General features: G+C 71.4%; 18 protein-coding genes. 8 read left to right on the top strand and 10 right to left on the bottom strand.

The window, feature by feature from the left end:
- Positions 1 to 301: 301 nt before the first annotated feature.
- The 6 genes from ACFXBC_RS07065 to ACFXBC_RS07040 form a co-directional block, all read right to left on the bottom strand.
- A complete protein-coding gene (locus tag ACFXBC_RS07065) occupies positions 302 to 862 on the bottom strand; it encodes a bacterial proteasome activator family protein (protein WP_385019649.1) in 561 nt (186 codons plus the stop codon).
- A 76-nt stretch (positions 863 to 938) separates the two neighbouring features.
- Complete coding sequence (locus ACFXBC_RS07060) at positions 939 to 3815, bottom strand: FtsX-like permease family protein (RefSeq protein WP_385019575.1); 2877 nt, start codon at positions 3813 to 3815, stop codon at positions 939 to 941.
- Positions 3812 to 4552, bottom strand: coding sequence for an ABC transporter ATP-binding protein (locus tag ACFXBC_RS07055; protein ID WP_385019573.1), 741 nt, complete (start codon positions 4550 to 4552; stop codon positions 3812 to 3814). Before ACFXBC_RS07055 ends, ACFXBC_RS07060 begins: the two co-directional genes overlap by 4 nt.
- Before the next feature lie 363 nt (positions 4553 to 4915).
- Positions 4916 to 5521, bottom strand: a complete 606-nt coding sequence (locus tag ACFXBC_RS07050) for a PadR family transcriptional regulator (protein WP_385019571.1) — start codon at positions 5519 to 5521, stop codon at positions 4916 to 4918.
- A 73-nt stretch (positions 5522 to 5594) separates the two neighbouring features.
- On the bottom strand, positions 5595 to 6491 hold the full coding sequence (locus ACFXBC_RS07045; protein WP_385019569.1) for a hypothetical protein: 897 nt from the start codon (positions 6489 to 6491) through the stop codon (positions 5595 to 5597).
- 281 nt (positions 6492 to 6772) lie between these two features.
- On the bottom strand, positions 6773 to 8458 hold the full coding sequence (locus tag ACFXBC_RS07040; protein ID WP_385019567.1) for a protein kinase: 1686 nt from the start codon (positions 8456 to 8458) through the stop codon (positions 6773 to 6775).
- A 447-nt stretch (positions 8459 to 8905) separates the two neighbouring features.
- Between ACFXBC_RS07040 and ACFXBC_RS07035 the strand changes: the two genes are divergently transcribed.
- Positions 8906 to 10588, top strand: a complete 1683-nt coding sequence (locus ACFXBC_RS07035) for a protein kinase (protein WP_385019565.1) — start codon at positions 8906 to 8908, stop codon at positions 10586 to 10588.
- Between the two features lie 147 nt (positions 10589 to 10735).
- Here ACFXBC_RS07035 and ACFXBC_RS07030 read toward each other — a convergent pair whose 3' ends face one another.
- From ACFXBC_RS07030 to ACFXBC_RS07020, 3 genes are all read right to left on the bottom strand, one after another.
- Positions 10736 to 11740 (bottom strand): phosphotransferase, encoded by a 1005-nt coding sequence (locus ACFXBC_RS07030; protein ID WP_385019563.1) that lies wholly within the window; start codon positions 11738 to 11740, stop codon positions 10736 to 10738.
- A 15-nt stretch (positions 11741 to 11755) separates the two neighbouring features.
- Complete coding sequence (locus ACFXBC_RS07025; RefSeq protein ID WP_385019561.1) at positions 11756 to 12172, bottom strand: pyridoxamine 5'-phosphate oxidase family protein; 417 nt, start codon at positions 12170 to 12172, stop codon at positions 11756 to 11758.
- 188 nt (positions 12173 to 12360) lie between these two features.
- On the bottom strand, positions 12361 to 13032 hold the full coding sequence (locus ACFXBC_RS07020; RefSeq protein WP_385019559.1) for a response regulator: 672 nt from the start codon (positions 13030 to 13032) through the stop codon (positions 12361 to 12363).
- A 328-nt stretch (positions 13033 to 13360) separates the two neighbouring features.
- Between ACFXBC_RS07020 and pdhA the strand changes: the two genes are divergently transcribed.
- The 4 genes from pdhA to ACFXBC_RS07000 all read left to right on the top strand — a co-directional run bounded on the left by pdhA (position 13361) and on the right by ACFXBC_RS07000 (position 17608).
- A complete protein-coding gene (gene pdhA, locus ACFXBC_RS07015; protein WP_385019557.1) occupies positions 13361 to 14524 on the top strand; it encodes a pyruvate dehydrogenase (acetyl-transferring) E1 component subunit alpha in 1164 nt (387 codons plus the stop codon).
- A gap of 2 nt (positions 14525 to 14526) precedes the next feature.
- Positions 14527 to 15507, top strand: coding sequence for an alpha-ketoacid dehydrogenase subunit beta (locus ACFXBC_RS07010; protein WP_385019555.1), 981 nt, complete (start codon positions 14527 to 14529; stop codon positions 15505 to 15507).
- 14 nt (positions 15508 to 15521) lie between these two features.
- A complete protein-coding gene (locus tag ACFXBC_RS07005) occupies positions 15522 to 16976 on the top strand; it encodes a dihydrolipoamide acetyltransferase family protein (protein WP_385019553.1) in 1455 nt (484 codons plus the stop codon).
- 137 nt (positions 16977 to 17113) lie between these two features.
- Entirely contained in the window at positions 17114 to 17608 is a 495-nt protein-coding gene (locus tag ACFXBC_RS07000; protein WP_385019551.1) for an SRPBCC family protein, read from the top strand.
- Positions 17609 to 17656: 48 nt separating this feature from the next.
- Here the strand turns inward: ACFXBC_RS07000 and ACFXBC_RS06995 are convergent, their stop codons facing one another.
- The gene (locus ACFXBC_RS06995; protein ID WP_385019549.1) at positions 17657 to 18064 is read right to left on the bottom strand and encodes an ATP-binding protein; all 408 of its coding nucleotides are present in this window, start codon (positions 18062 to 18064) and stop codon (positions 17657 to 17659) included.
- Positions 18065 to 18287: 223 nt separating this feature from the next.
- Here ACFXBC_RS06995 and ACFXBC_RS06990 point away from each other — a divergent pair, with 223 nt between their 5' ends.
- The 3 genes from ACFXBC_RS06990 (at position 18288) to ACFXBC_RS06980 (ending at position 19660) form a co-directional block, all read left to right on the top strand.
- Positions 18288 to 19169 carry a helix-turn-helix domain-containing protein gene (locus ACFXBC_RS06990; RefSeq protein ID WP_385019547.1) on the top strand — a complete coding sequence of 294 codons (882 nt, stop codon included), beginning with the start codon at positions 18288 to 18290 and terminating at the stop codon, positions 19167 to 19169.
- 3 nt (positions 19170 to 19172) lie between these two features.
- The gene (locus tag ACFXBC_RS06985) at positions 19173 to 19367 is read left to right on the top strand and encodes a DUF397 domain-containing protein (protein WP_385019545.1); all 195 of its coding nucleotides are present in this window, start codon (positions 19173 to 19175) and stop codon (positions 19365 to 19367) included.
- Positions 19368 to 19489: 122 nt separating this feature from the next.
- Positions 19490 to 19660 carry a DUF397 domain-containing protein gene (locus ACFXBC_RS06980; RefSeq protein ID WP_385019543.1) on the top strand — a complete coding sequence of 57 codons (171 nt, stop codon included), beginning with the start codon at positions 19490 to 19492 and terminating at the stop codon, positions 19658 to 19660.
- The last annotated feature ends 26 nt before the right edge of the window (positions 19661 to 19686 follow it).

Raw genomic sequence — 19686 nt, 5'->3', positions numbered from 1 at the left:
CGCGCCCGCGGCGCGCGCCCACCCCCCCCGACCGCCGCCCGCGCCCCCCCCCCCGGGGGCCCGCCGCCCGCCGCCGAGTTCGGGCACGGGAAGGAGCGACGGGCAGGAACGTAGAGGTACGGGCGGGAACCCAGACGTACAGGCCGGAACGTGGAGGTACGGGCCTGACCTCAGACGTACGGGCAGGAAGTCCGTGGTGGCCTGACCTCAGACGTACGGGCAGGAAGTCCGTGGTGGCCTGACCTCAGACGTACGGGCAGGAAGTCCGTGGTGGCCTGACCCCAGACGTACGGCCCTGAACTCACAGGTACGGCCCCGAGCGGATCGCCCCGTGGCCGCCTTCCACGTCCTCGTCCTCGGGGCCGGCCACGCCGGGCGGAAGCGCCCGCCGCATCTGCTCCAGCTGGGCCCGCGCCGCCATCTGCTGGGCGAACAGCGCCGTCTGGATGCCGTGGAACAGACCCTCCAGCCAGCCCACCAGCTGCGCCTGCGCGATGCGCAGTTCCGCCTCCGACGGGATGGCCTCGTTGGTGAAGGGCAGCGAGAGGCGCTCCAGCTCCTCCACCAGCTCGGGGGCCAGGCCGTCCTCCAGCTCCTTCACGGACGAGGCGTGGATGTCCTTGAGCCGGACCCGGCTCGCCTCGTCGAGAGGGGCCGCCCTGACTTCCTCCAGGAGCTGTTTGATCATGCTGCCGATGCGCATGACCTTGGCGGGCTGTTCCACCATTTCCGTCACTGGGACCTCGCGCGACTCGTCGTCACCGCCGGCCCCGCCGCCGAGCGCCATCCCGTCCTGTCCCACGATGAGGACCTTGGGGTGCTCCTCCGGCTGTTCCGACCGTTCACTCCTCGGCATCTCCATGCCGACATTGTCTCGCACACGTACTCCATGAGGGGTTCTGCCCCCGTTCCGGGTTGATCCACCGTGCGGCGCCGCATCAGCCGGCCCGCCGGGCCAGCACCAGCCGGGACCGGGTGAGGCCCGCGGCCAGCAGACCGGCCAGGACCGGTACGGCCACCACGAGGATGCCGATGGTCTCCCACGGCAGCTCGATCGGGGTGTACGCGGAGTCCATCGGGTGCGCCCGCATCTGGTCCAGCGCCCTCTTGAGGTCCGTGAGCCGCACCGCGACGGCCGGTATCACGCCCGCCGCGGTACCGAGCAGCACCCCCGCCCCCGCGACCACCGCGCACTGGAAGCCGCTGAGCGTGCGCCGTACGCCGGGCGGGGCGCCGATGGCGCTCAGGGTCGTCAGATCGGCCTCCGCGTCGGCCTTCGCCAGGCCCGTGGTGATGGCCGCGGCGCCCAGCGTCACGACACCGGAGAACAGCGCCAGGATCAGCAGGGTGGTGTCGTTGTTCTCCGGCTTCTCGTTCTGGGAGAGGAAGGCGACGTTGCCGGCCTGGGACATCTCGTCGCTGAAACGCTGCTTCTCGGCATCGGTCGGCGGGCGTGCGACCCGGTAGACGGAGACGTCCGGGCCGGTGTGCAGGCCGAGGCGGTCGGCGGCGGCCTGCGGCATGACCAGGCGGATCCCGGGGGTGGCCGCGAACCGGTCGGCCGCCCGGTAGACCGCGAGGCGGCTGACGGTCGTCCTGGCCTTCCCGGGGTGCCGTGCGCGGTTCGCCTTGTCCTCGGGGAGGTAGCGGTGGACGGCCTTCAGGGTGACCTTTCCGTCGGACCCGGCGTACGCGTTGTTGAGGAGTACGGGGGTGCCGGCTGCCAGCGCCCTGGTGGCGGCCGGGTCGGTCAGCCCGGCGTAGAGGCGCAGCGTCGCGCTGTCGCCGACGACGATCTCCGCGTCGTTGTCGAAGGCGGTGTCCGCGTACTCGGCGTCCTTGCACTTCGGTGAGTTCACCAGCTGCTTGTGCTCGGCCGCGGAGAGCCTGGCCGCCAGCTCCTTGCCCCCGGCTGCCTGCAACGGACAGATGTTGGCCTTGGGCTTCGGCATGGTGAGCGTGCCACAGGCAGCGGTGTCCGCGTCCGGGAACGCGGCGCAGTCGCTGCCCGCCCATATGCGGCTGATGGTGGCGGGGGCGCCCTGCACCGGCAGGTCGCGCCGGGCGAGGCCGCGGGCCAGTTCCAGTGCCTTCGCCGGGTTGGCGTGCTCCCGGTAGATGTCGGCGTTGAGCGTGATGACACCGGGCGGCAGGGAGTGGTGGGCGTTGTACGCCTGCTCGGCCTGGGAGCTCGCGCTGTACGTCGCGATGGCCACGGTGCCCGCGACCGCGGCCATCACCGCGGCGACGGCCGGGGCGGTACGGCCCCGGTTGCGGGCCGCGTCGCGCAGGGCGAGCCGTGGGGCGAGCGGGAAGAAGCGGCCCAGCCGGCCGAGCGATCCCACGATCACCGGAGTGCAGGCGAGCACGCCGAGTTCCGCCACGACCGAGCCCGCGGCGGCCGCCATCGCGTGCCCCTTGAGTCCGCCCAGGACCGCCACGGCGCCACCGGCCAGGATGGCGACGACGCCGAGCACCGGCAGCACCCGTGAAGAGCGGCGCACCCCGCGCCGGCCCGTCAGCGACTCGACGACCGGCTGCCGGCCCGCCACGATGGCCGGAGCCAGCGCTGCCAGTACCCCGGTGACCAGGCCGATCGCCGCGATGGCCAGCAGTTCCCAGGGCCGGATGTCGATGCTGCCGAAGCGCTTGCCCGCCCACCCCTCGATCAGGGGACGCAGGGCGATCGTCAGGACGAGACCGGCGGCGGTACCGGCCACGGCGCCCCCGGCGCCCAGCACCGCTCCCCCGGCGAGCACGATGGAGCGGATGTGCCGCCGGTCGCCGCCGCAGGTGCCGACCAGGCCGAGCTGGCGCCGTGAGCGGCGCGCGCCGACCGCGAAGGCGGGGCCTGCCAGCAGCACGATCTCCAGCATCGCCATGGCGACGACGGTCGCCAGCGCCGCGGTCAGCTCCAGTTCGTGCCCCGATCCGCCGACACTGAGCTGGGCGGCGGCCGGGACCTCGGAGTCCGGTGGCGGGTCGAGCACGACGCGGCGGGACTCGACCAGCACGCCGTGCTTGTTGGCCGCCAGGACGTCCTGCCAGCTCACCCCGGATGCCCCGGCGGCCTTGACGAGCAGGGCGGGGTCCCCGGGGTCGGGAGGTGTGACGCCGTGGTCGGCCGCGGCGGCCCGCTGCCAGGGCTTGATGAGGGCACCCGGCCGCACGTACAGGAAGCTCTCCTTCAGCCCGGAGGGTACTTCGACGGCGCCGGTGATCGTGAAGGTCTTGTCGAGGCCCCGGACCGTGGTGTGCGAACCGACGTGCAGTCCGGCCGACTTGAGGAAGGCGTCGGTGGCGACCAGGTCGCTGTCCGCCTTCGGGTACGTACCGCGCAGCAGGCTGACCATGCCGCGGACCATGGGGTCCGCGGTGTCCAGCTCGGTGATCTCGTCGGTCTTGATGCCGTAGCGGGTGGTGACGGTCGCCAGCACGTCCTGCTTGGTGATGGTGCGTGCGCCCCGGGGGAGCGCGGCGGTCAGGTCCGAAGGACCGCTGTGCGCGGTGGTGCGCGCGGCGGACGTACCGCCGGACTTGGTGTCGGCCGGCATGTACGAGTCGGCCTGCGGCAGTTGCTCGATCGGGCGGCCGTCGAGTCCCGGATCGCTGAACAGGGCGTCGGCCGCGCCCATCGTGGAGGTCAGCCTCTCCGACGGCGTCGAGACGGCACTGCGGTACGTGATGTCCGCCGCGGTGACGCCCAGCACCGGCAGCGCGATCATGGCGACGACCAGGGCGCTGCGGCCCTTGGCCCGCAGTGCGTCCCTGCGGGCGATTCGGAGGGCCGCGCGCCGGCCCTTGAAGACGCTCACCTGGTGCCCTCGGCCGTGAGCAGCGAATCGGCGTCCGCCCTGAGGGTCTGGTCGACGACCGAGCCGTCCCGCAGGAACACCACGCGGTCCGCCCAGGCCGCGTACCGGGGTTCATGGGTGACCATGACGCCCGCCGCGCCCGCGTCGCAGCGGGTGCGCAGCAGGGCCAGCACCGTCTCGCCGGTCTCGGAGTCCAGGGCGCCGGTCGGCTCGTCGGCGAGTACCAGCCGCCGGTCGCCGACGAGGGCGCGGGCGATGGCCACGCGCTGCTGCTGGCCGCCTGACATCTCGTCCGGGAAGCGGTCGGCGACCTCGGTGAGTTTCATCGCGTCGAGCGCCTCCCTGGCCTCCGCGCGGGCCTTGCGGACGGATATGCCGTCCAGTTCGCGCGGCAGGGCGATGTTCTCGGCCGCGGTGAGGGCCGGGATGAGGTTGTAGTCCTGGAAGACGTACCCGACGCTGCGGCGGCGGAGCGCGGCGAGCCGCTTGCGGCTGAGGGCGGTGATGTCCTGCCCCTCGATGATCACTTGGCCGGTGCTCGCGGTGTCCAGGCCGCCGGCCAGCGTGAGAAGGGTGGACTTGCCGGAGCCCGACGGGCCCATGACGGCGACGAGTTCACCCGCGCGGACGGTGAGGTTCACCCCGCGCAGGGCGTGCACCTCGGCGATGCCGCTGCCGTGGGTGCGGGTGAGTTCTCTGAGCTCCAGTACGGGTGGTGCGGTGGTCTGTGTGGACACGGGGTCCCCCCTTGGTGCGTGCGGTGGTCGGTCGGCGGGATGGGCGGTTGGGCGGCCGGGCGGTGGTCGGTCGGCGCCGGGTGGACGGTGGCGTGCGCTCTCGGACGGCGCCGGACGGGCGGTGGTGGCCGGGCCGGGTGACCGGATGGACCGTGGTGGCCGGCCACAGGGGCCGGGTGTCCGGCCGCATGGGCGTGGTGGCCGGCCGGATGGACGGTGGCCGGTCTGCCGGGTGGGCCGGGTGGCCGGTCCCGGACGGCCTGGCTGCGCCTGCCCGGCCGGGCGTCTCCGGTGCCCGAACAGCGCCCTGCGGATGCCCGAACGGGCCGTCATGGGCAGTTCGAACGGGCCGTCAGCAGCGGTTCAGCGGCCGGACTTTGAGCGGGGCCTCGCGCGGGGTCTGCGTGCTGCGGCCGGGGCGGGCTCCGTCTGTGCCGCGGCTGCCAGGCGAACCAGACGGGACTCGCAGTGGTCGAGCCAGCGGGCCTCCGCCTCCGCCTGGAAGATCAGCTGTTCCAGTACGAGCAGCCAGGCCACCTCGTCACGGTTGGCCGGGTCGTTCTCCAGGGCGCGGGCCTTCAGCCGGGTGTAGTCCTGCATCGCCTTGACCGTGTGGCCGCGCTGCAACTGGATGACCGCGCGGATGTCGACGCCGGGCGCCCCGACGGCCATCGCCAGCTTGATGGCCAGTTCGTCACGGGCCGGACTGGTGCGGTCGACGGGGGCCTCGTACCAGCTGTGGAGTTCCTCCCGGCCGGCGTCGGTGATGGCGTACAGCGTGTGGCCCGCGCCGTCCTCGGAGTCCTGCACCACCATGCCGTCGCGCTCAAGACGGGCGAGTGTCGTATAGACCTGCCCGACGTTGAGCGGCCAGGTGGAGCCGGTCCTGGACTCGAATTCGGTACGGAGCTGAGAGCCGTAGCGGGGGCCACGCTCCAGGAGGGCCAGTAGGCCGTGACGGATCGACATACTCAGTATGTATACCGAGTATGTCGTCAAAGGCAAACCCCGGCGGGCCTCCCGGTGAGCCGGACGCGGCCTCCTACGGCCGGCGCAGTCGCAGCCCCAGGAAGCCCAGACCGAGGCCGACCAGGGCGAGTCCGGCGCCCAGGGCCCCCACGTGCAGCGCGAGAGCGGAGGTGTCCGAAGCGGTCTGCTGGGTGGCGCGGTCGGCCGCCGCCTCCATGTTCTTGGCGGTGGGATCCGTGGGATCCGTGGTGTCCGTGTGGGCTGTCGGGGCGGTGCTGTCCGCCCGCGCCGTGTGCTCCCGTACCTGCCCGTTGTCGTCGTGGCCCCGCGTCATCGGGTGCCGGCCGGTCGGGCGGTGGACCGGTACGGAGAGGTGGCCGGCCCGTGCCGTGGCGCTCGGGTGGGCGGCGGGGTCCGGTCCGCCGGAAGGGGAGGGTGAGGCGCCCGGTTCCCTGCCGGGCCGTGGACGGCCCTGCCCGGCGGGGGCACCCGCCAGTGAGGGGTGTGCCGAGGGGTCCTTGGGGGCGCCCGCCGCGCCGCTGCCCGAAGTGATGGTGCCCGGGGTGGCGGTGCCGGGCACGGTGCCGGACGGTTCGGGTCCGCCCGTCCCGGGGGGCGTGCCCCAGGGGCCTCCGGGCCCCCTGCCGGTGCCCCCGCCCGCGCCCGGAGCGCTGCCCGCCTGGGCCCCCTTGCCCGGGGAGCCGTCGGTTTCGGTGGGCCCGGTCCCCGCCCCGTCCGCCGCACCCGCGATGCCGGCGGGGTCGGCGGCCGGGTCCCCGGTCGTGTTCCCCGCGATGACCCCCGCGTCGGCACCCGCCGCGGTTCCCGGTGGGGGTGCGAGCGCCGCACCGCTCACGGCGGCCCTGGGGGACGCGCTCTGGGTGACCACCGCGCCGGCTGCCGGTGGCGGCGCCGCCGAGTCCGTGGATACCGGGGACAGCATCACCGCAAGCGCCACCAGACCGATCACCGGGTGCCCCTTCTTTCCTGCCGGAGCGCCCGGCAGCAGAAAGCAAAAGAATGACGAATAGATCGTCACATCTCAGCACGATTCCGGCATCCCGGGCATAGCGAAAGGCCCGGCACACGCCGTACGTGTACCGGGCCTCTGGCCAGATGGGCCTACGCCTGAGAAAGCCTGCGAACAGGTCGGCCCGCACCCGAGGAGCCCGCACCCCCGAGGGGCCCGCACCCGAGGGGCCTTCGACCGAGGGGCCCGCACCCGAGGGCGCCGCCTCAGTTCGCGCCGCCTCAGTTCGCGTCGCCCGTCGAGACCCCGAGCGTGATGGTGAGGTCCTTGGGGCTGACGTTGGTGTGGGCCAGCGGGTACTGGTCCAGGACGACGTCCTGGCCCCACTGACCGCTGGCCTCCTTCTTCGTCGTGATGTGCCAGCCGGCCGCCTGGGCGCACGCCTTCACCGACAGGATGTCCTTGAAGGTGAAGTCGGGCAGCTCGATCTTGTCCGGGTCCGTGACACCCGCCGGCGGGTCGGAGCACTCCGTGGTCTCCATCGTCCGGTCCCGCTCGGGCCCCTTGTGCCCGGCCTTCACCGACGTACTGGAGTCCTTCTTGCCGTCAGCGGCGGCCTTGTCGTCCGAGCCGCCGTAGTGGACCGCCGCGATCACCCCGCCGACCGCCAGCAGCGCCACCACGACGGCGCCCACCAGCATCGGCGTCCGCCGCCCCCCGGAGCCGCCCGGCCCGGCGGGCGACGACGGGGCCGGAACACCGTACGGCGGCGGGGTCTGCATCCCGGCCCCCTGGACCCCGGACCCCTGCATCCCGGACCCCTGCACCCCGTACTGCTGCGCGCCGTACGGAGTGGCGGGCGACTGGTAGCCGTGCTGCGGCGGCGGGGTCTGGTATCCGCCCTGCTGGGGGTAGCCGTACGAGGACGCGGGGGACGGGGTCCCGTACGGTCCGGGCTGGTAGGGCGTCTGGACCTGGCCGCTCTGCGGCAGCGACGAGTCCACCGGCGGGAAGACCGCCGAGCCGACACCCGAGCCGCTGTTCGGCGCGGCGGCGCCTCCGACGACCATCGGGGCGGCGCCGGTGTGGCCCGACGTCATGACCCGTAGACACTCGTCCCGCATGGACTCCGCCGAGGGGAACCGCTCGTTCGGGTTCTTCTTCAGCGCGCGGGCGACCAGCGCGTCGACGGCCGGTGTGAGGGAGCGGTTGAGCGAGGAAGGAGCGACCGGCTCCTCCTGGACGTGTGCGTACGCGATCGCCAGCGGCGAGTCCGCGTCGAACGGCAGCCGTCCCGTCAGCAGCTGGAAGAGCATGATGCCGACCGAGTAGAGGTCGGAGCGCGCGTCGACGCCGCGGCCGAGCGCCTGCTCCGGCGAGAGGTACTGCGGGGTGCCGACGACCATGCCGGTCTGGGTCATCGACGTGACGCCCGACTGCATGGCGCGGGCGATGCCGAAGTCCATGACCTTCACGACGCCGCGCTTGGTCATCATCACGTTGCCCGGCTTGATGTCCCGGTGGACCAGGCCCATCTCATGGCTGGTGTCCAGCGCGGCCAGCACATCGGCGGTGATCTTCAGCGCCTTGTCGGCCGGCATCGCGCCGTACTGGGCGATGTCCGCCTGGAGTACGGAGCCGAGCGGCTGCCCCTCCACGTACTCCATGACGATGTACGGCATCAGCGCTTCGCCGAGGGTGTCCTCGCCGGTGTCGAAGACCGAGACGATGTTGGTGTGCGAGAGCTTGGCGACCGCCTGTGCCTCGCGCCGGAACCGCTCGCGGAACGACTGCTCGCGTCCCAGCTCCGTGTGGAGGGTCTTGATGGCGACCTGCCGGTCGAGCGCCTGGTCGTACGCCAGGTACACCGACGCCATACCGCCCTCGCCGAGCAGGTCACGGAGCTGATAGCGCCCTCCGGCGACCGAATCTCCCGCGTAGCGGCCCTGCGCGCCGTCCTGGCTCATGGCGTGGCTCCCCCTGTGGCGCACCGCTGGGGTGCGCTGCGTACCGATGTGGCGCTCGCCTGCCGTCCGTGTGGACCCGAGCCCCTTGACCTCTTACCCGCGACCTCTGATGACCCGCGACCTCTGCACTGCGGACTGCCTGCGGGTCCCGGCCACACCGGCCCCCGCCCGGGGCCTTCCGGAAAGCCCCGGGGAAAGTCTGCCCGAGGCCACCGACACGTCAAGCCGGGTGCCCGTTCCGTGACCGTACGCGTACCAAGCGTCTCGTAAGCGTTACCGGAAGGACGCAGGATTTGCATGGGTGACGCCCTTCCGGGTTTGATGGCCGGTCATCGCCGGACCGGGCCCTCCTCTGGAGCCTGTAGCGTGGCGAAGCACTGGGCCGCGAGGACCACCGAGCACCCGCGTACCACCGCTGACGCGGACCGAACACGACGGCGAGGACTGATGGCACCCGAATCCGATGCAGGCGGCGGCGGGGTGTCGGACGTGCCGGAGTCGTGGGGCGTCGGCGGACTCGTCGGCGACGGCCGTTACCGGCTGACCCACCGTCTCGGCCGCGGCGGCATGGCCGAGGTGTTCGCGGCCGAGGACGTCCGGCTCGGCCGCACCGTCGCCGTGAAGCTGCTCAGGTCGGATCTGGCCGAGGACCCGGTCTCCAAGGCCCGGTTCACCCGCGAGGCACAGTCCGTCGCGGGCCTCAACCACCACGCCGTGGTCGCCGTGTACGACTCGGGCGAGGACCACTGGGGCGGCAACACCGTCCCCTACATCGTGATGGAGCTGGTCGAGGGCCGCACCATCCGCGATCTGCTGATCAACGCCGAGGCCCCGCCGCCCGAGCAGGCGCTGATCATCGTCTCCGGTGTGCTGGAGGCGCTCGCCTACTCGCACCAGCACGGCATCGTGCACCGGGACATCAAGCCGGCCAACGTGATCATCACGGACGGCGGCGCGGTCAAGGTGATGGACTTCGGCATCGCCCGCGCCCTGCACGGCGCGCAGTCGACGATGACCCAGACCGGCATGGTCATGGGCACGCCCCAGTACCTCTCCCCGGAGCAGGCGCTCGGCAAGGCCGTCGACCACCGCTCCGACCTGTACGCGACCGGGTGTCTGCTGTACGAACTGCTCGCGATGCGGCCGCCGTTCACCGGCGAGACCCCGCTCTCGGTGGTCTACCAGCACGTCCAGGACGCGCCGGTCCCGCCGTCGCAGGTGGCCGGAGCGGTGCCGCCGGAGCTGGACGGGCTGGTGATGCGCTCCCTCGCGAAGGACCCGGACGACCGGTTCCAGAGCGCCGAGGAGATGCGGGCGCTGGTCGCGTACTCGCTGCAGATGCTCCAGCAGCAGGGCGGCCACACGGGTACGTGGAACACCGGCCCGGTCGCGATGCACGAGGGCGGCGCCACCCCCGCGATGGGCATGGCGGCCACCACGGCGATCGGCCACCCGCAGCACGGCGACACCTCGCAGGGCCCGATCCTGCCGCCGATGAACCCGGACGACGGTTCGTACGACGGCGAGGGCCGGAGCCGGGGCGGCCGTGGCTGGATCTGGGTGGTGGCCGTGCTCGCGGTGGTCGCCATCGCGGCGGGCATCGTCTTCGCGAACGGCGGGCTCGGCAGCAAGGGCTCCGGCGGTACGACCACCGACAAGTCGCCCACGTCCACGCACTCCAAGACCGACGAGCCGAGCGACACCCCGACGGACGACTCGTCCCCGGACACCAGCACCGACCCCGGCTCGTCCAGCGGCGGCCAGTACACCGACCAGCCTCCGTACACCCCGTCGGACACCCCGTCGCACAACAGGCCGTCGACGCCTCCGCCGAGCCCGTCGTCCTCGGGCGGCGGTACGTCGTCCAGCGGCGGGTCCTCGTCCTCGGGCGGCAAGACCAACGGCGGCTCCGACAACGGCGGTACGTCGTCGGACGGCGGCTCCTCGTCGACGGGCGGCAAGACGAACGGCGGCGGGTCGTCGGACGGCGGCAGCGGCGGCTCGTCGGACGGCTCGACGACGAACGGCGGCAACCAGGACGGCGGCTCCACCACGGACGGCGCGAGCACGGCCGGCACCGCCGCGGGGAGCACAGCGGGCGACGCGTCGACGGGCGTCACGGGCGGCTGACTCCGGGACGGCGGACGGCTGACTCCGGGACGGCTGACGTCGGGGCGGCCACCGCAGCCCCGGACGGAGCACGGAGCGGGTTTGGAGCCCGCGTGCGGGCAGCACCGCTCGGAGCGGCCCTCGCGGCCCCGCAGTCCGCCCCCCTTCTCACCCCGAGAACGCCTCGCGCACCGCGTCGTACTCGCGGGTCCACCACACCACCAGGGCCGATGCCGCCGGGAACAGCGGGTCGGCCCTGCGGTCGTGCAGCTGGTAGCGCCAGCGCAGCGTCCAGAAGTCGTTGAGCCGCTCCCACCACACCCGGTGGACCGCGGCGGCCAGCTCCGCCGGGGCCGCCGACGCGGCCCGCCGGTAGGCGCGCGCATAGGCCCGTACCTTCGTCAGCTCCAGCTCGCCGGTGGGCTGCACGAAGAAGATCACCGCCGCTCTGACCGCCTCCTCGGCGCGCGGCTTCACGCCCAGCCGGTCCCAGTCGATGATCGCGGCCGGTTCGGCGCCCCGGTAGAGCAGGTTCAGCGGATGGAAGTCGCCGTGCACCCAGCCGCCCGCGGCGCCCGGCGGCGGGCGGCGGTGCGCATGGCGCTCCAGGAGCCCCCGGCGCTCGCGGAGCCGGTGCTCGGCGAGCTCGTCGAAGGCGTCCCGGCCCGAGCGCCTGCGGGCCAGCCGGGAGAGCAGCTCCTCGATGACCGCGAAGGTGTCGGCGGGGTCGGCGCTCTCGTGCGCGGGCGGCGCGGACTCGGCCTCCATCACCCGTTCGAGACCGGTGTGGACCCGTCCGAGCAGGGCGCCGAGCCGCCGGGAGCAGGCCGTGCCGAGCTGGGCGCCCTCCCGGTGCCGCCCGTCGATCCAGGGGTGCAGCGCGTAGCAGCGCCCGCCGATCACCGTGACGGTGTCGCCGTCCGTGTCGGCCAGCGGCGGCGCGACGGGGACCCCGAGCACCTGGAGGCGCTGGGTGGCGCGGTGCTGGCGGCTGATCGCGGCGGGGTCGCCGTCGAGGTGGTGCTTGAGGAAGTAGTCGCCCTGGGTGGTGGCCAGCCGGTAGCCGCGGTTGAGCAGACCCTGGGCGACGGGCTCGCAGGAGAGCGCGTCACCGGGGGACCGGTAGCGGCGCAGTACCTCCCCGACAGGCGGTGTTGCATATGAGCGCGGCACTCGCCAGATGTTAGATCACTGAGAGGCTCCGGCTGTTTCCGGAGCGTTGTACTCCATCCGGTCCAGCGTGGCGAACTGCGGCCTGATGCGCAGATAGACCGCGTCGTACGGTTCGCCGTTGACCTGGACGGGGGCGGTCTCGAACCGGGAGATCTCCTCGGCGTCCGGTGCGGTCAGCTCGGCGGTTCCGGTGAACTGGACCGACCAGATGTGCGCGTCACCGGAGGCCAGGTTGTCGGCCGCGTAGGCGACGACGCTGCCCGCGCACGCCTCGTGGTGCCCGTGGCCCGCGTGCATCCGCAGGACCACGCAGCCGTCCGAGACGATGTGCCGGGCGATGGCCAGGAAGGGGAGCGCGCGCATACTGGCGGCGACTCGGCCGTACGACACGCGGCTGAGCAGGGCGATGGCGCGCTGTTCCTCGATGGGCATGGCTTCCACTGTCCGCGCCGTGGGCCGCCCCGGTAAGAGGACAGCAGCCCCATGATTGAGGACGTAAGTCCCGAATAAGGCCGGACAGGACGATTCAGAAAGATTTCAAACCATTCCGGGCCGACAGAATCCGGTTTCCCGGCCCCGGCCATCGGCCCTGGTCCTCGACCCCGCTCATCGGCCCCGGTTCAGCTGTCGTCCCGCTCCTGTCCCGCCTGGATCCGGGCCACGTATGCCGCCGCCTGCGAGCGCCGCTCCATGCCCAGTTTGGCGAGCAGGCTGGAGACATAGTTCTTGATCGTCTTCTCGGCGAGATGCAGCCGTTCGCCGATGACACGGTTGGTCAGACCCTCGCCGATCAGGTCGAGAATCTTCCGTTCCTGATCGGTGAGGCTCGCCAGCCGGGCGTCGCGTTTGCTGGTGCCACCGTCGCGCAGCCGCTCCAGGACCCGCGCCGTGGCCACCGGGTCGAGCAGTGATTTGCCGGCCGCGACATCCCGTACGGCCGACAGCAGCTCGCTGCCGCGGATCGCCTTCAGTACGTAGCCGGACGCGCCGGCCATGATCGCGTCGAAGAGCGCCTCGTCGTCGGAGAACGAGGTGAGCATGAGGCATTTGATGTTCTCGTCGGCGGAGCGGATCTCCCGGCAGACCTCCACCCCGCTGCCGTCCGGCAGCCGTACGTCCAGGACCGCGACATCGGGCCGGGTGGCGGGGATCCTGGCCAGGGCGTCGGCGGCGGTGCCCGCCTCGCCGACGATCTCGATGTCGTCCTCCATCGCCAGAAGCTCATGAACACCGCGTCGTACTACTTCATGGTCGTCAACAAGAAAAACACTGATTTTTCCATCTTCAGGCACGTTTTCAGTTTCCCACAAGAACTCTTCCCGTGCCCGGGGTGCCCGGTATAACGTGCCTCTGTTCCGGCGGCCTGCAAGGCTGTGACCAGTGATTGTTCGCCCATTTCTCGATTTACTTGGAAATCCAAGCAAAATCGCAGGTCAAGTGGGGTTTCGCAGTTCCGCGAAGCACTGGGTAACGTGCCTTTGAGAGGGTGCTCGCCGGGGCACCTGTCACGCCTGTTCCCGGTTCGCATCGCACCCACCCCGTGCGGGGGATCCGGATTCGGGCGAGCCGCACTGGCCTTACCGGCAACCCCGGGGGCCGGACCGACGGAGGAGCACGCACGTGACCGTGGAGAGCACTGCCGCGCCGCGCAAGCCGCGACGCAGCAGCAAGCGAGCCGGCGCAGCCAAGACGCCGCAGGCGCCTGACGAGCCCCAGCTCGTACAGCTGCTGACGCCCGATGGCGAGCGCATCGAGCACCCCGAGTACGAAGTGGATCTCACGCCCGAAGAGCTGCGCGGCCTGTACCGGGACATGGTCCTGACGCGCCGCTTCGACGCGGAGGCCACCGCACTCCAGCGCCAGGGCGAGCTGGGCCTCTGGGCCTCGCTGCTCGGCCAGGAGGCCGCCCAGATCGGATCGGGCCGGGCCCTGCGGGACGACGACTACGTCTTCCCGACCTACCGGGAGCACGGTGTGGCCTGGTGCCGCGGCGTCGACCCGACCAATCTGCTGGGCATGTTCCGCGGTGTGAACCACGGCGGCTGGGACCCCAACAGCAACAACTTCCACCTGTACACCATCGTCATCGGCTCGCAGACGCTGCACGCGACCGGCTACGCGATGGGCATCGTCAAGGACGGCGCGGACTCCGCGGTCGTCGCCTACTTCGGCGACGGCGCCTCCAGCCAGGGCGACGTGGCCGAGGCGTTCACCTTCTCGGCGGTCTACAACGCCCCGGTGGTCTTCTTCTGCCAGAACAACCAGTGGGCGATCTCCGAGCCCACCGAGAAGCAGATGCGGGTGCCGCTCTACCAGCGCGCCCAGGGCTTCGGCTTCCCCGGCGTCCGGGTCGACGGCAACGACGTACTCGCCTGTCTGGCCGTCACCAGGTCGGCCCTGGAGCGGGCCCGCCGGGGCGAGGGCCCCACGCTGGTCGAGGCGTACACCTACCGGATGGGCGCGCACACCACGTCCGACGACCCCACCAAGTACCGCACGGACGACGAGCGGCAGGCGTGGGAGGCCAAGGACCCGATCCAGCGGCTGAGGGCGTATCTGGAGAAGCAGAAGTTCGCCGACGAGGCGTTCTTCACCGGCCTGGAGAGCGAGAGCGAGGCGCTCGGCAAGCGGGTGCGGGAGGTCGTACGGGCGATGCCCGACCCCGACCCGCTGGCCATGTTCGAGAACACCCACGTCGACGGCCACGCGCTCGTCGACGAGGAGCGCGCGCAGTTCGCCGCCTATCAGGCGTCCTTCGCGGACTCCGCCGAGGAGGGCAACTGATCATGGCTGCGAAAAGCATGAGCATCGCGAAGGCGCTCAACGAGTCGCTGCGTACGGCGCTGGAGACCGATCCGAAGGTCCTCATCATGGGTGAGGACGTCGGGAAGCTGGGTGGTGTCTTCCGTATCACCGACGGGCTGCACAAGGACTTCGGTGAGGACCGGGTCATCGACACCCCGCTCGCCGAGTCCGGCATCGTCGGTACCGCGGTCGGTCTGGCCCTGCGTGGTTACCGGCCGGTCGTGGAGATCCAGTTCGACGGTTTCGTCTTTCCCGCGTACGACCAGATCGTCACGCAGCTGGCGAAGATGTACGCGCGGGCGCTCGGCAAGATCAAGCTGCCGGTCGTCGTCCGTATCCCGTACGGCGGCGGCATCGGCGCGGTCGAGCACCACAGCGAGTCGCCCGAGGCGCTCTTCGCGCATGTGGCGGGGCTGAAGGTCGTCTCGCCGTCCAACGCCTCGGACGCGTACTGGATGATGCAGCAGGCCATCCAGAGCGACGACCCGGTCATCTTCTTCGAGCCGAAGCGGCGGTACTGGGACAAGGGCGAGGTCGACACCGACGCGATCCCGCACCCGCTGCACAAGGCGAAGGTGGCCCGTGAGGGTTCGGACCTGACACTCGCCGCGTACGGGCCGATGGTGAAGGTCTGCTTGGAGGCGGCGGCTGCCGCGGCCGATGAGGGCAAGTCGGTCGAGGTGGTGGATCTGCGGTCGATGTCCCCGATCGACTTCGACACCGTGCAGACCTCGGTGGAGAAGACGCGCAGGCTGGTCGTGGTGCACGAGGCCCCGGTCTTCCTCGGCGCGGGCGCGGAGATCGCCGCCCGGATCACCGAGCGGAGCTTCTACCACCTGGAGGCCCCGGTGCTGCGGGTCGGCGGGTACCACGTGCCGTATCCGCCGGCGCGCCTGGAGGACGAGTACCTGCCGGGCCTGGACCGGGTGCTCGACGCCGTCGACCGCTCGCTTGCGTACTGAGGAGCGCCGTGACCATGACTGATATCGCGACTCCGGTCCGTGAGTTCAAGATGCCCGACGTGGGCGAGGGACTCACCGAGGCGGAGATCCTCAAGTGGTACGTCGCACCCGGCGACACCGTCACCGACGGCCAGGTCGTCTGCGAGGTCGAGACCGCGAAGGCAGCGGTCGAGCTGCCCATCCCCTACGACGGTGTGGTGGGTGAGCTGCGCTTCCCGGAGGGCACCACGGTCGACGTCGGCCAGGTGATCATCACGATCGGCGGGGGCGCCGGGGCCGCCCAGGCCGCCGCCCCGCAGCAGATCGAGCAGCCCGCCGAGCAGGAGCAGTCGGCGGAGCAGGTGGAGTCCGCGCGGGATTCCGGGGAGGCCGCCCAGGAGGCGAAGCCCGCGGCCCGTCAGCCGGTGCTCGTCGGGTACGGGGTCTCCGAGTCGTCCACCAAGCGCCGGGCCCGCAAGAGCGCGGCGCCGGAGCCGGAGGCCGCACCGGAGGGCACGTACGACGCGCCGCCCGCCGCCGCCCCGGTCGCGCCCGCAGCGCCCGCCGCGCCGGTCAACGGGCACACCGTCTCCCGCCCGCTGGCCAAGCCGCCGGTCCGCAAGCTCGCCAAGGACCTCGGCATCGACCTGGCCACGGTCACGCCGTCCGGCCCGGACGGGATCATCACCCGCGACGACGTGCACGCGGCCGCGGCCCCGGCCGCGCAGCAGCCCACGGTTGCCGCAGCCGCTCCGCCCGCTGCCGCCGAGGTGCTCACCGCGCCGGACGCCCGGGAGACCCGTATCCCGGTCAAGGGCGTACGGAAGGCCACCGCGCAGGCGATGGTCGGCAGCGCCTTCACGGCCCCGCACGTCACCGAGTTCGTCACGGTCGACGTCACCCGCACGATGAAGCTCGTCGCCGAGCTGAAGACCGACCGGGCCTTCGAGGGACTGCGGGCCAACCCGCTGCTCCTCATCGCCAAGGCGCTGCTGGTCGCGATCAAGCGGAACCCGGAGGTCAACTCCGCCTGGGACGAGGAGACCCAGGAGATCGTCCAGAAGCACTACGTCAACCTGGGCATCGCCGCGGCCACCCCGCGCGGTCTGCTCGTCCCGAACATCAAGGACGCCCACACCAAGACACTGCCCGAACTGGCCGGCGCACTCGGCGAACTGGTCTCCACCGCCCGCGAGGGCAAGACCTCCCCCGCCGCGATGCAGGGCGGCACGGTGACCATCACCAACGTCGGCGTCTTCGGCGTCGACACCGGCACCCCGATCCTCAACCCGGGCGAGTCCGCGATCCTCGCGGTCGGCGCGATCAAGCTCCAGCCCTGGGTCCACAAGGGCAGGGTCAAGCCCCGCCAGGTCACCACACTGGCGCTCTCCTTCGACCACCGCCTGGTCGACGGCGAACTCGGCTCCAAGGTGCTCGCCGACATCGCGGCGATCCTGGAGCGGCCGAAGCGGCTGATCACCTGGGCTTAGCGGGCGGGCACTGCTGCCTGAACGGCCCCCGGAATCCGCCATCGGCGTCCGGGGGCCTTCCGCTGTCCGCCCCGACTACGCTGACCGGCAACCCAGTTGAGAGAGGTTGAGCGATGCGTCTTGCCGATGGTCCCCATGTGGAGTGTGAGATAGAGATCGCCGTGGCACCGGATCGGGTGTGGGAGTTGGTCTCGGACATCAGCACATCCGCCCGTTACAGCCCCGAGCTCCAGGCGGTGGAGTGGCTCGACGGGGCCGAAGGGCCGGTCGTCGGGGCGTGCTTCGCCGGGCACAACCGCAACGAAGGTCTTGGCGAGTGGAGGACCGTGAGCCGGATCGCGGAGCTGGAACAGCACCGCACCTTCCGGTGGGAGGTCGTCTACGACAAGGAGCGGAGCGGCGCCCCCCTGGCCAGCTGGACCTACACGCTGGAGCCGCTCGCGGACGGCGCCCGCACCCGCGTCCGGCACGGCATGCGGCTCGGCACCGCCGAGGGCCCGCTCCAGGCGTTCATCGCCAAGCACCCCGACCAGGAGGAGCAGATCATCGACGGCCGGCTGGCCCTGCTGCGTACCGGCATCGAGTCGACGCTGGCCGGTGTGAAGGCCGACGCGGAGGGCGCGACGGCCTGAGCGGTCGTACGGAACGGGCCCCGGACGCGGTGTGCGTCCGGGGCCGCGCTATGTCCGTACGAGGGCGGGGGCAACGTCGAGTTCGGCCCAGACCGCCTTTCCCACGGTCAGGGTCTGTACGTCCCAACGGGCCGCGACCGTCTCCACGATGAGCAGCCCGCGCCCGAACTGGTCGTCCGGATCGGCCTTGCGCGGCACGGGCAGCCGCTCCCCGCGCGGATCGGTCACCGCGATCCGTACGGCCCTGCCGTCCAGGCTGACCTCGACCCGGAACAGCCGGTCCCGCAGACAGCCGTGCAGCACGGCGTTGCCGCACAGCTCCCCGGCCACGAGTGCGGCGTCGCCCGCGAGTTCGGGGTGCCCCCACTCGGCGACGAGCGAGGCGACACGTCTGCGGGCCAGGGGCACGCTGCGCGGGTACGGGGGGTAGTTGACCTTGTCGTGCCGTACGGCCATGACACGTGCCTCCTCGTGCGAGTGCGGCGGTGGCAGTACCGCACCGGGCAGGCCGGAGCGGTGCACTTCCGCCAACTGGCGCCGCTGTGCGAGCGGTTGCGTACTGACCGTAGCGGTGTGACTTGCTGGGCAGCAAGTTATTCGGGCAGAAAATTCTCTGCCCTTGTTGTGTTGCGCCTGGGACGACAGCAGACTGAAGCGAATTGCGGGGAAGGGACGGCACATGGCAGGTACGAGTCCGGACCGGGGCAGGGCGGTCTCCACCGTCCTGGGACGGCGTCTGGGGAGCGAACTGCTACGTATGCGTGAGGCGAGTGACCTTCGCCAGTCGCACGCGGCTGAAGCGCTGACAGCGTCCGTCGCCAAGGTCGCGAAGATAGAGCGCGGACTTGTGCCGGTTCGCGATCCGGACGTCCGGGCGTTGTGCCATCTGTACGGCAATGATGATCCCGAGGCCGTCAACCGGCTGCTGGCTCTTGCCAGGGCGGACCGGGAGAGGCGCAAGGCCCACGGGTGGTGGAATCAGTACCCGCAGCTCCAGGCGATGGGCGAGTACGTGGCGCTGGAAGACATCGCGACCCTTGTGCGTACCTGGCAGCTTGCTGTCATCCCGGGCCTGCTCCAGACCGCCGACTACGCCCGCGCCCTGGCGGTGGGCAACGGTTCGTGGTCCGACCTCGACGAGATCGACCCGTTCGTCGAGTCCCGCATGGCGCGCAAGGCGCGGCTGGTGGGAGAACATCCGCTGGAGCTGTGGGCCGTCGTCGGTGAGGGCTGTCTGCGGCAACTCGTCGGAGGCCGGGAAGTCATGCGCGAACAGCTCGGTCATTTGCTGGAAATGACACGACAGCCCCACGTGAAGTTGCAGGTGGTGCCTTACCTCGCCGGTGCTCATCCGGGGATGACCAGCGCGTTCACGATCGTCTCGTTCGCCGAACCGGGTGCGCTCGATGTGGTGCACATGGATACCACGTCGACCACGCTGTGGTTGGAGGGCGATACTGATTCCGCGCATCACGGCCAACTGTTCGAGCGGATTACTCGGTTGGGCCTGGCTCAGCGCAATTCGATCAGGCTGGTAGAGAGCATCCTCAAGGAGCTGTAGCGCGTGACCCCGTTCGAGTTCGCCAAGTCCAGCTTCAGCGGGGGCAACGCCGGACAGGAGTGCGTGGAGGTCGCTGTGAACGTGCCCGGCACGGTGGCCGTGCGGGACTCGAAGGACGCGGCGGGGCCTCTGATCTGCGTCGGTCCCGGTGCGTGGGATTCGTTCCGGCGTCACGTCGTGGAGGGTCCGACCCTCTGACCGTGAAGCCGTGACGGGCTGTCCACACTGGGTTTAGCCGCCGCTATGACCCGGGAATTCCTGGGAGAGTGTCGTCCAGCACTGTCCCAGAAGGGAACGATCCTGTGCGGTCCTTCCGGTTCATGAAGTCCAGTTACAGCGCCGGTTCCGCTGACTGCGTGGAGGTGGCCCGCAATGTCCCCGGAGCGGTGGCCGTACGCGACTCCAAAGACCCGGCGAGTCCGCTGATCCGCGTCCGGCCCGCCGCCTGGGACGCGTTCCGCGTCCACCTGGTCGGCGGCTCGAATCCCTGACCCGGTGAGCCGCGCTCCGCGCCCGT

The organism is Streptomyces sp. NPDC059398 (genome assembly GCF_042751845.1).
GTDB lineage: Bacteria > Actinomycetota > Actinomycetes > Streptomycetales > Streptomycetaceae > Streptomyces.
Note: the sequence above shows the minus strand (reverse complement) of the source record. Positions and strands in the feature narration are given on the sequence as shown.

Bases quoted from the DNA above. Each gene is read 5' to 3' on its own strand.
- ACFXBC_RS07065 (WP_385019649.1), bottom strand. From the start codon at position 862: ATGGAGATGCCGAGGAGTGAACGGTCGGAACAGCCGGAGGAGCACCCC.
- ACFXBC_RS07050 (WP_385019571.1), bottom strand. From the start codon at position 5,521: ATGTCGATCCGTCACGGCCTACTGGCCCTCCTGGAGCGTGGCCCCCGC.
- ACFXBC_RS07040 (WP_385019567.1), bottom strand. From the start codon at position 8,458: ATGAGCCAGGACGGCGCGCAGGGCCGCTACGCGGGAGATTCGGTCGCC.
- ACFXBC_RS07035 (WP_385019565.1), top strand. From the start codon at position 8,906: ATGGCACCCGAATCCGATGCAGGCGGCGGCGGGGTGTCGGACGTGCCG.
- ACFXBC_RS07025 (WP_385019561.1), bottom strand. From the start codon at position 12,172: ATGCCCATCGAGGAACAGCGCGCCATCGCCCTGCTCAGCCGCGTGTCG.
- ACFXBC_RS07010 (WP_385019555.1), top strand. From the start codon at position 14,527: ATGGCTGCGAAAAGCATGAGCATCGCGAAGGCGCTCAACGAGTCGCTG.
- ACFXBC_RS07005 (WP_385019553.1), top strand. From the start codon at position 15,522: ATGACTGATATCGCGACTCCGGTCCGTGAGTTCAAGATGCCCGACGTG.
- ACFXBC_RS06995 (WP_385019549.1), bottom strand. From the start codon at position 18,064: ATGGCCGTACGGCACGACAAGGTCAACTACCCCCCGTACCCGCGCAGC.
- ACFXBC_RS06990 (WP_385019547.1), top strand. From the start codon at position 18,288: ATGGCAGGTACGAGTCCGGACCGGGGCAGGGCGGTCTCCACCGTCCTG.
- ACFXBC_RS06980 (WP_385019543.1), top strand. From the start codon at position 19,490: ATGAAGTCCAGTTACAGCGCCGGTTCCGCTGACTGCGTGGAGGTGGCC.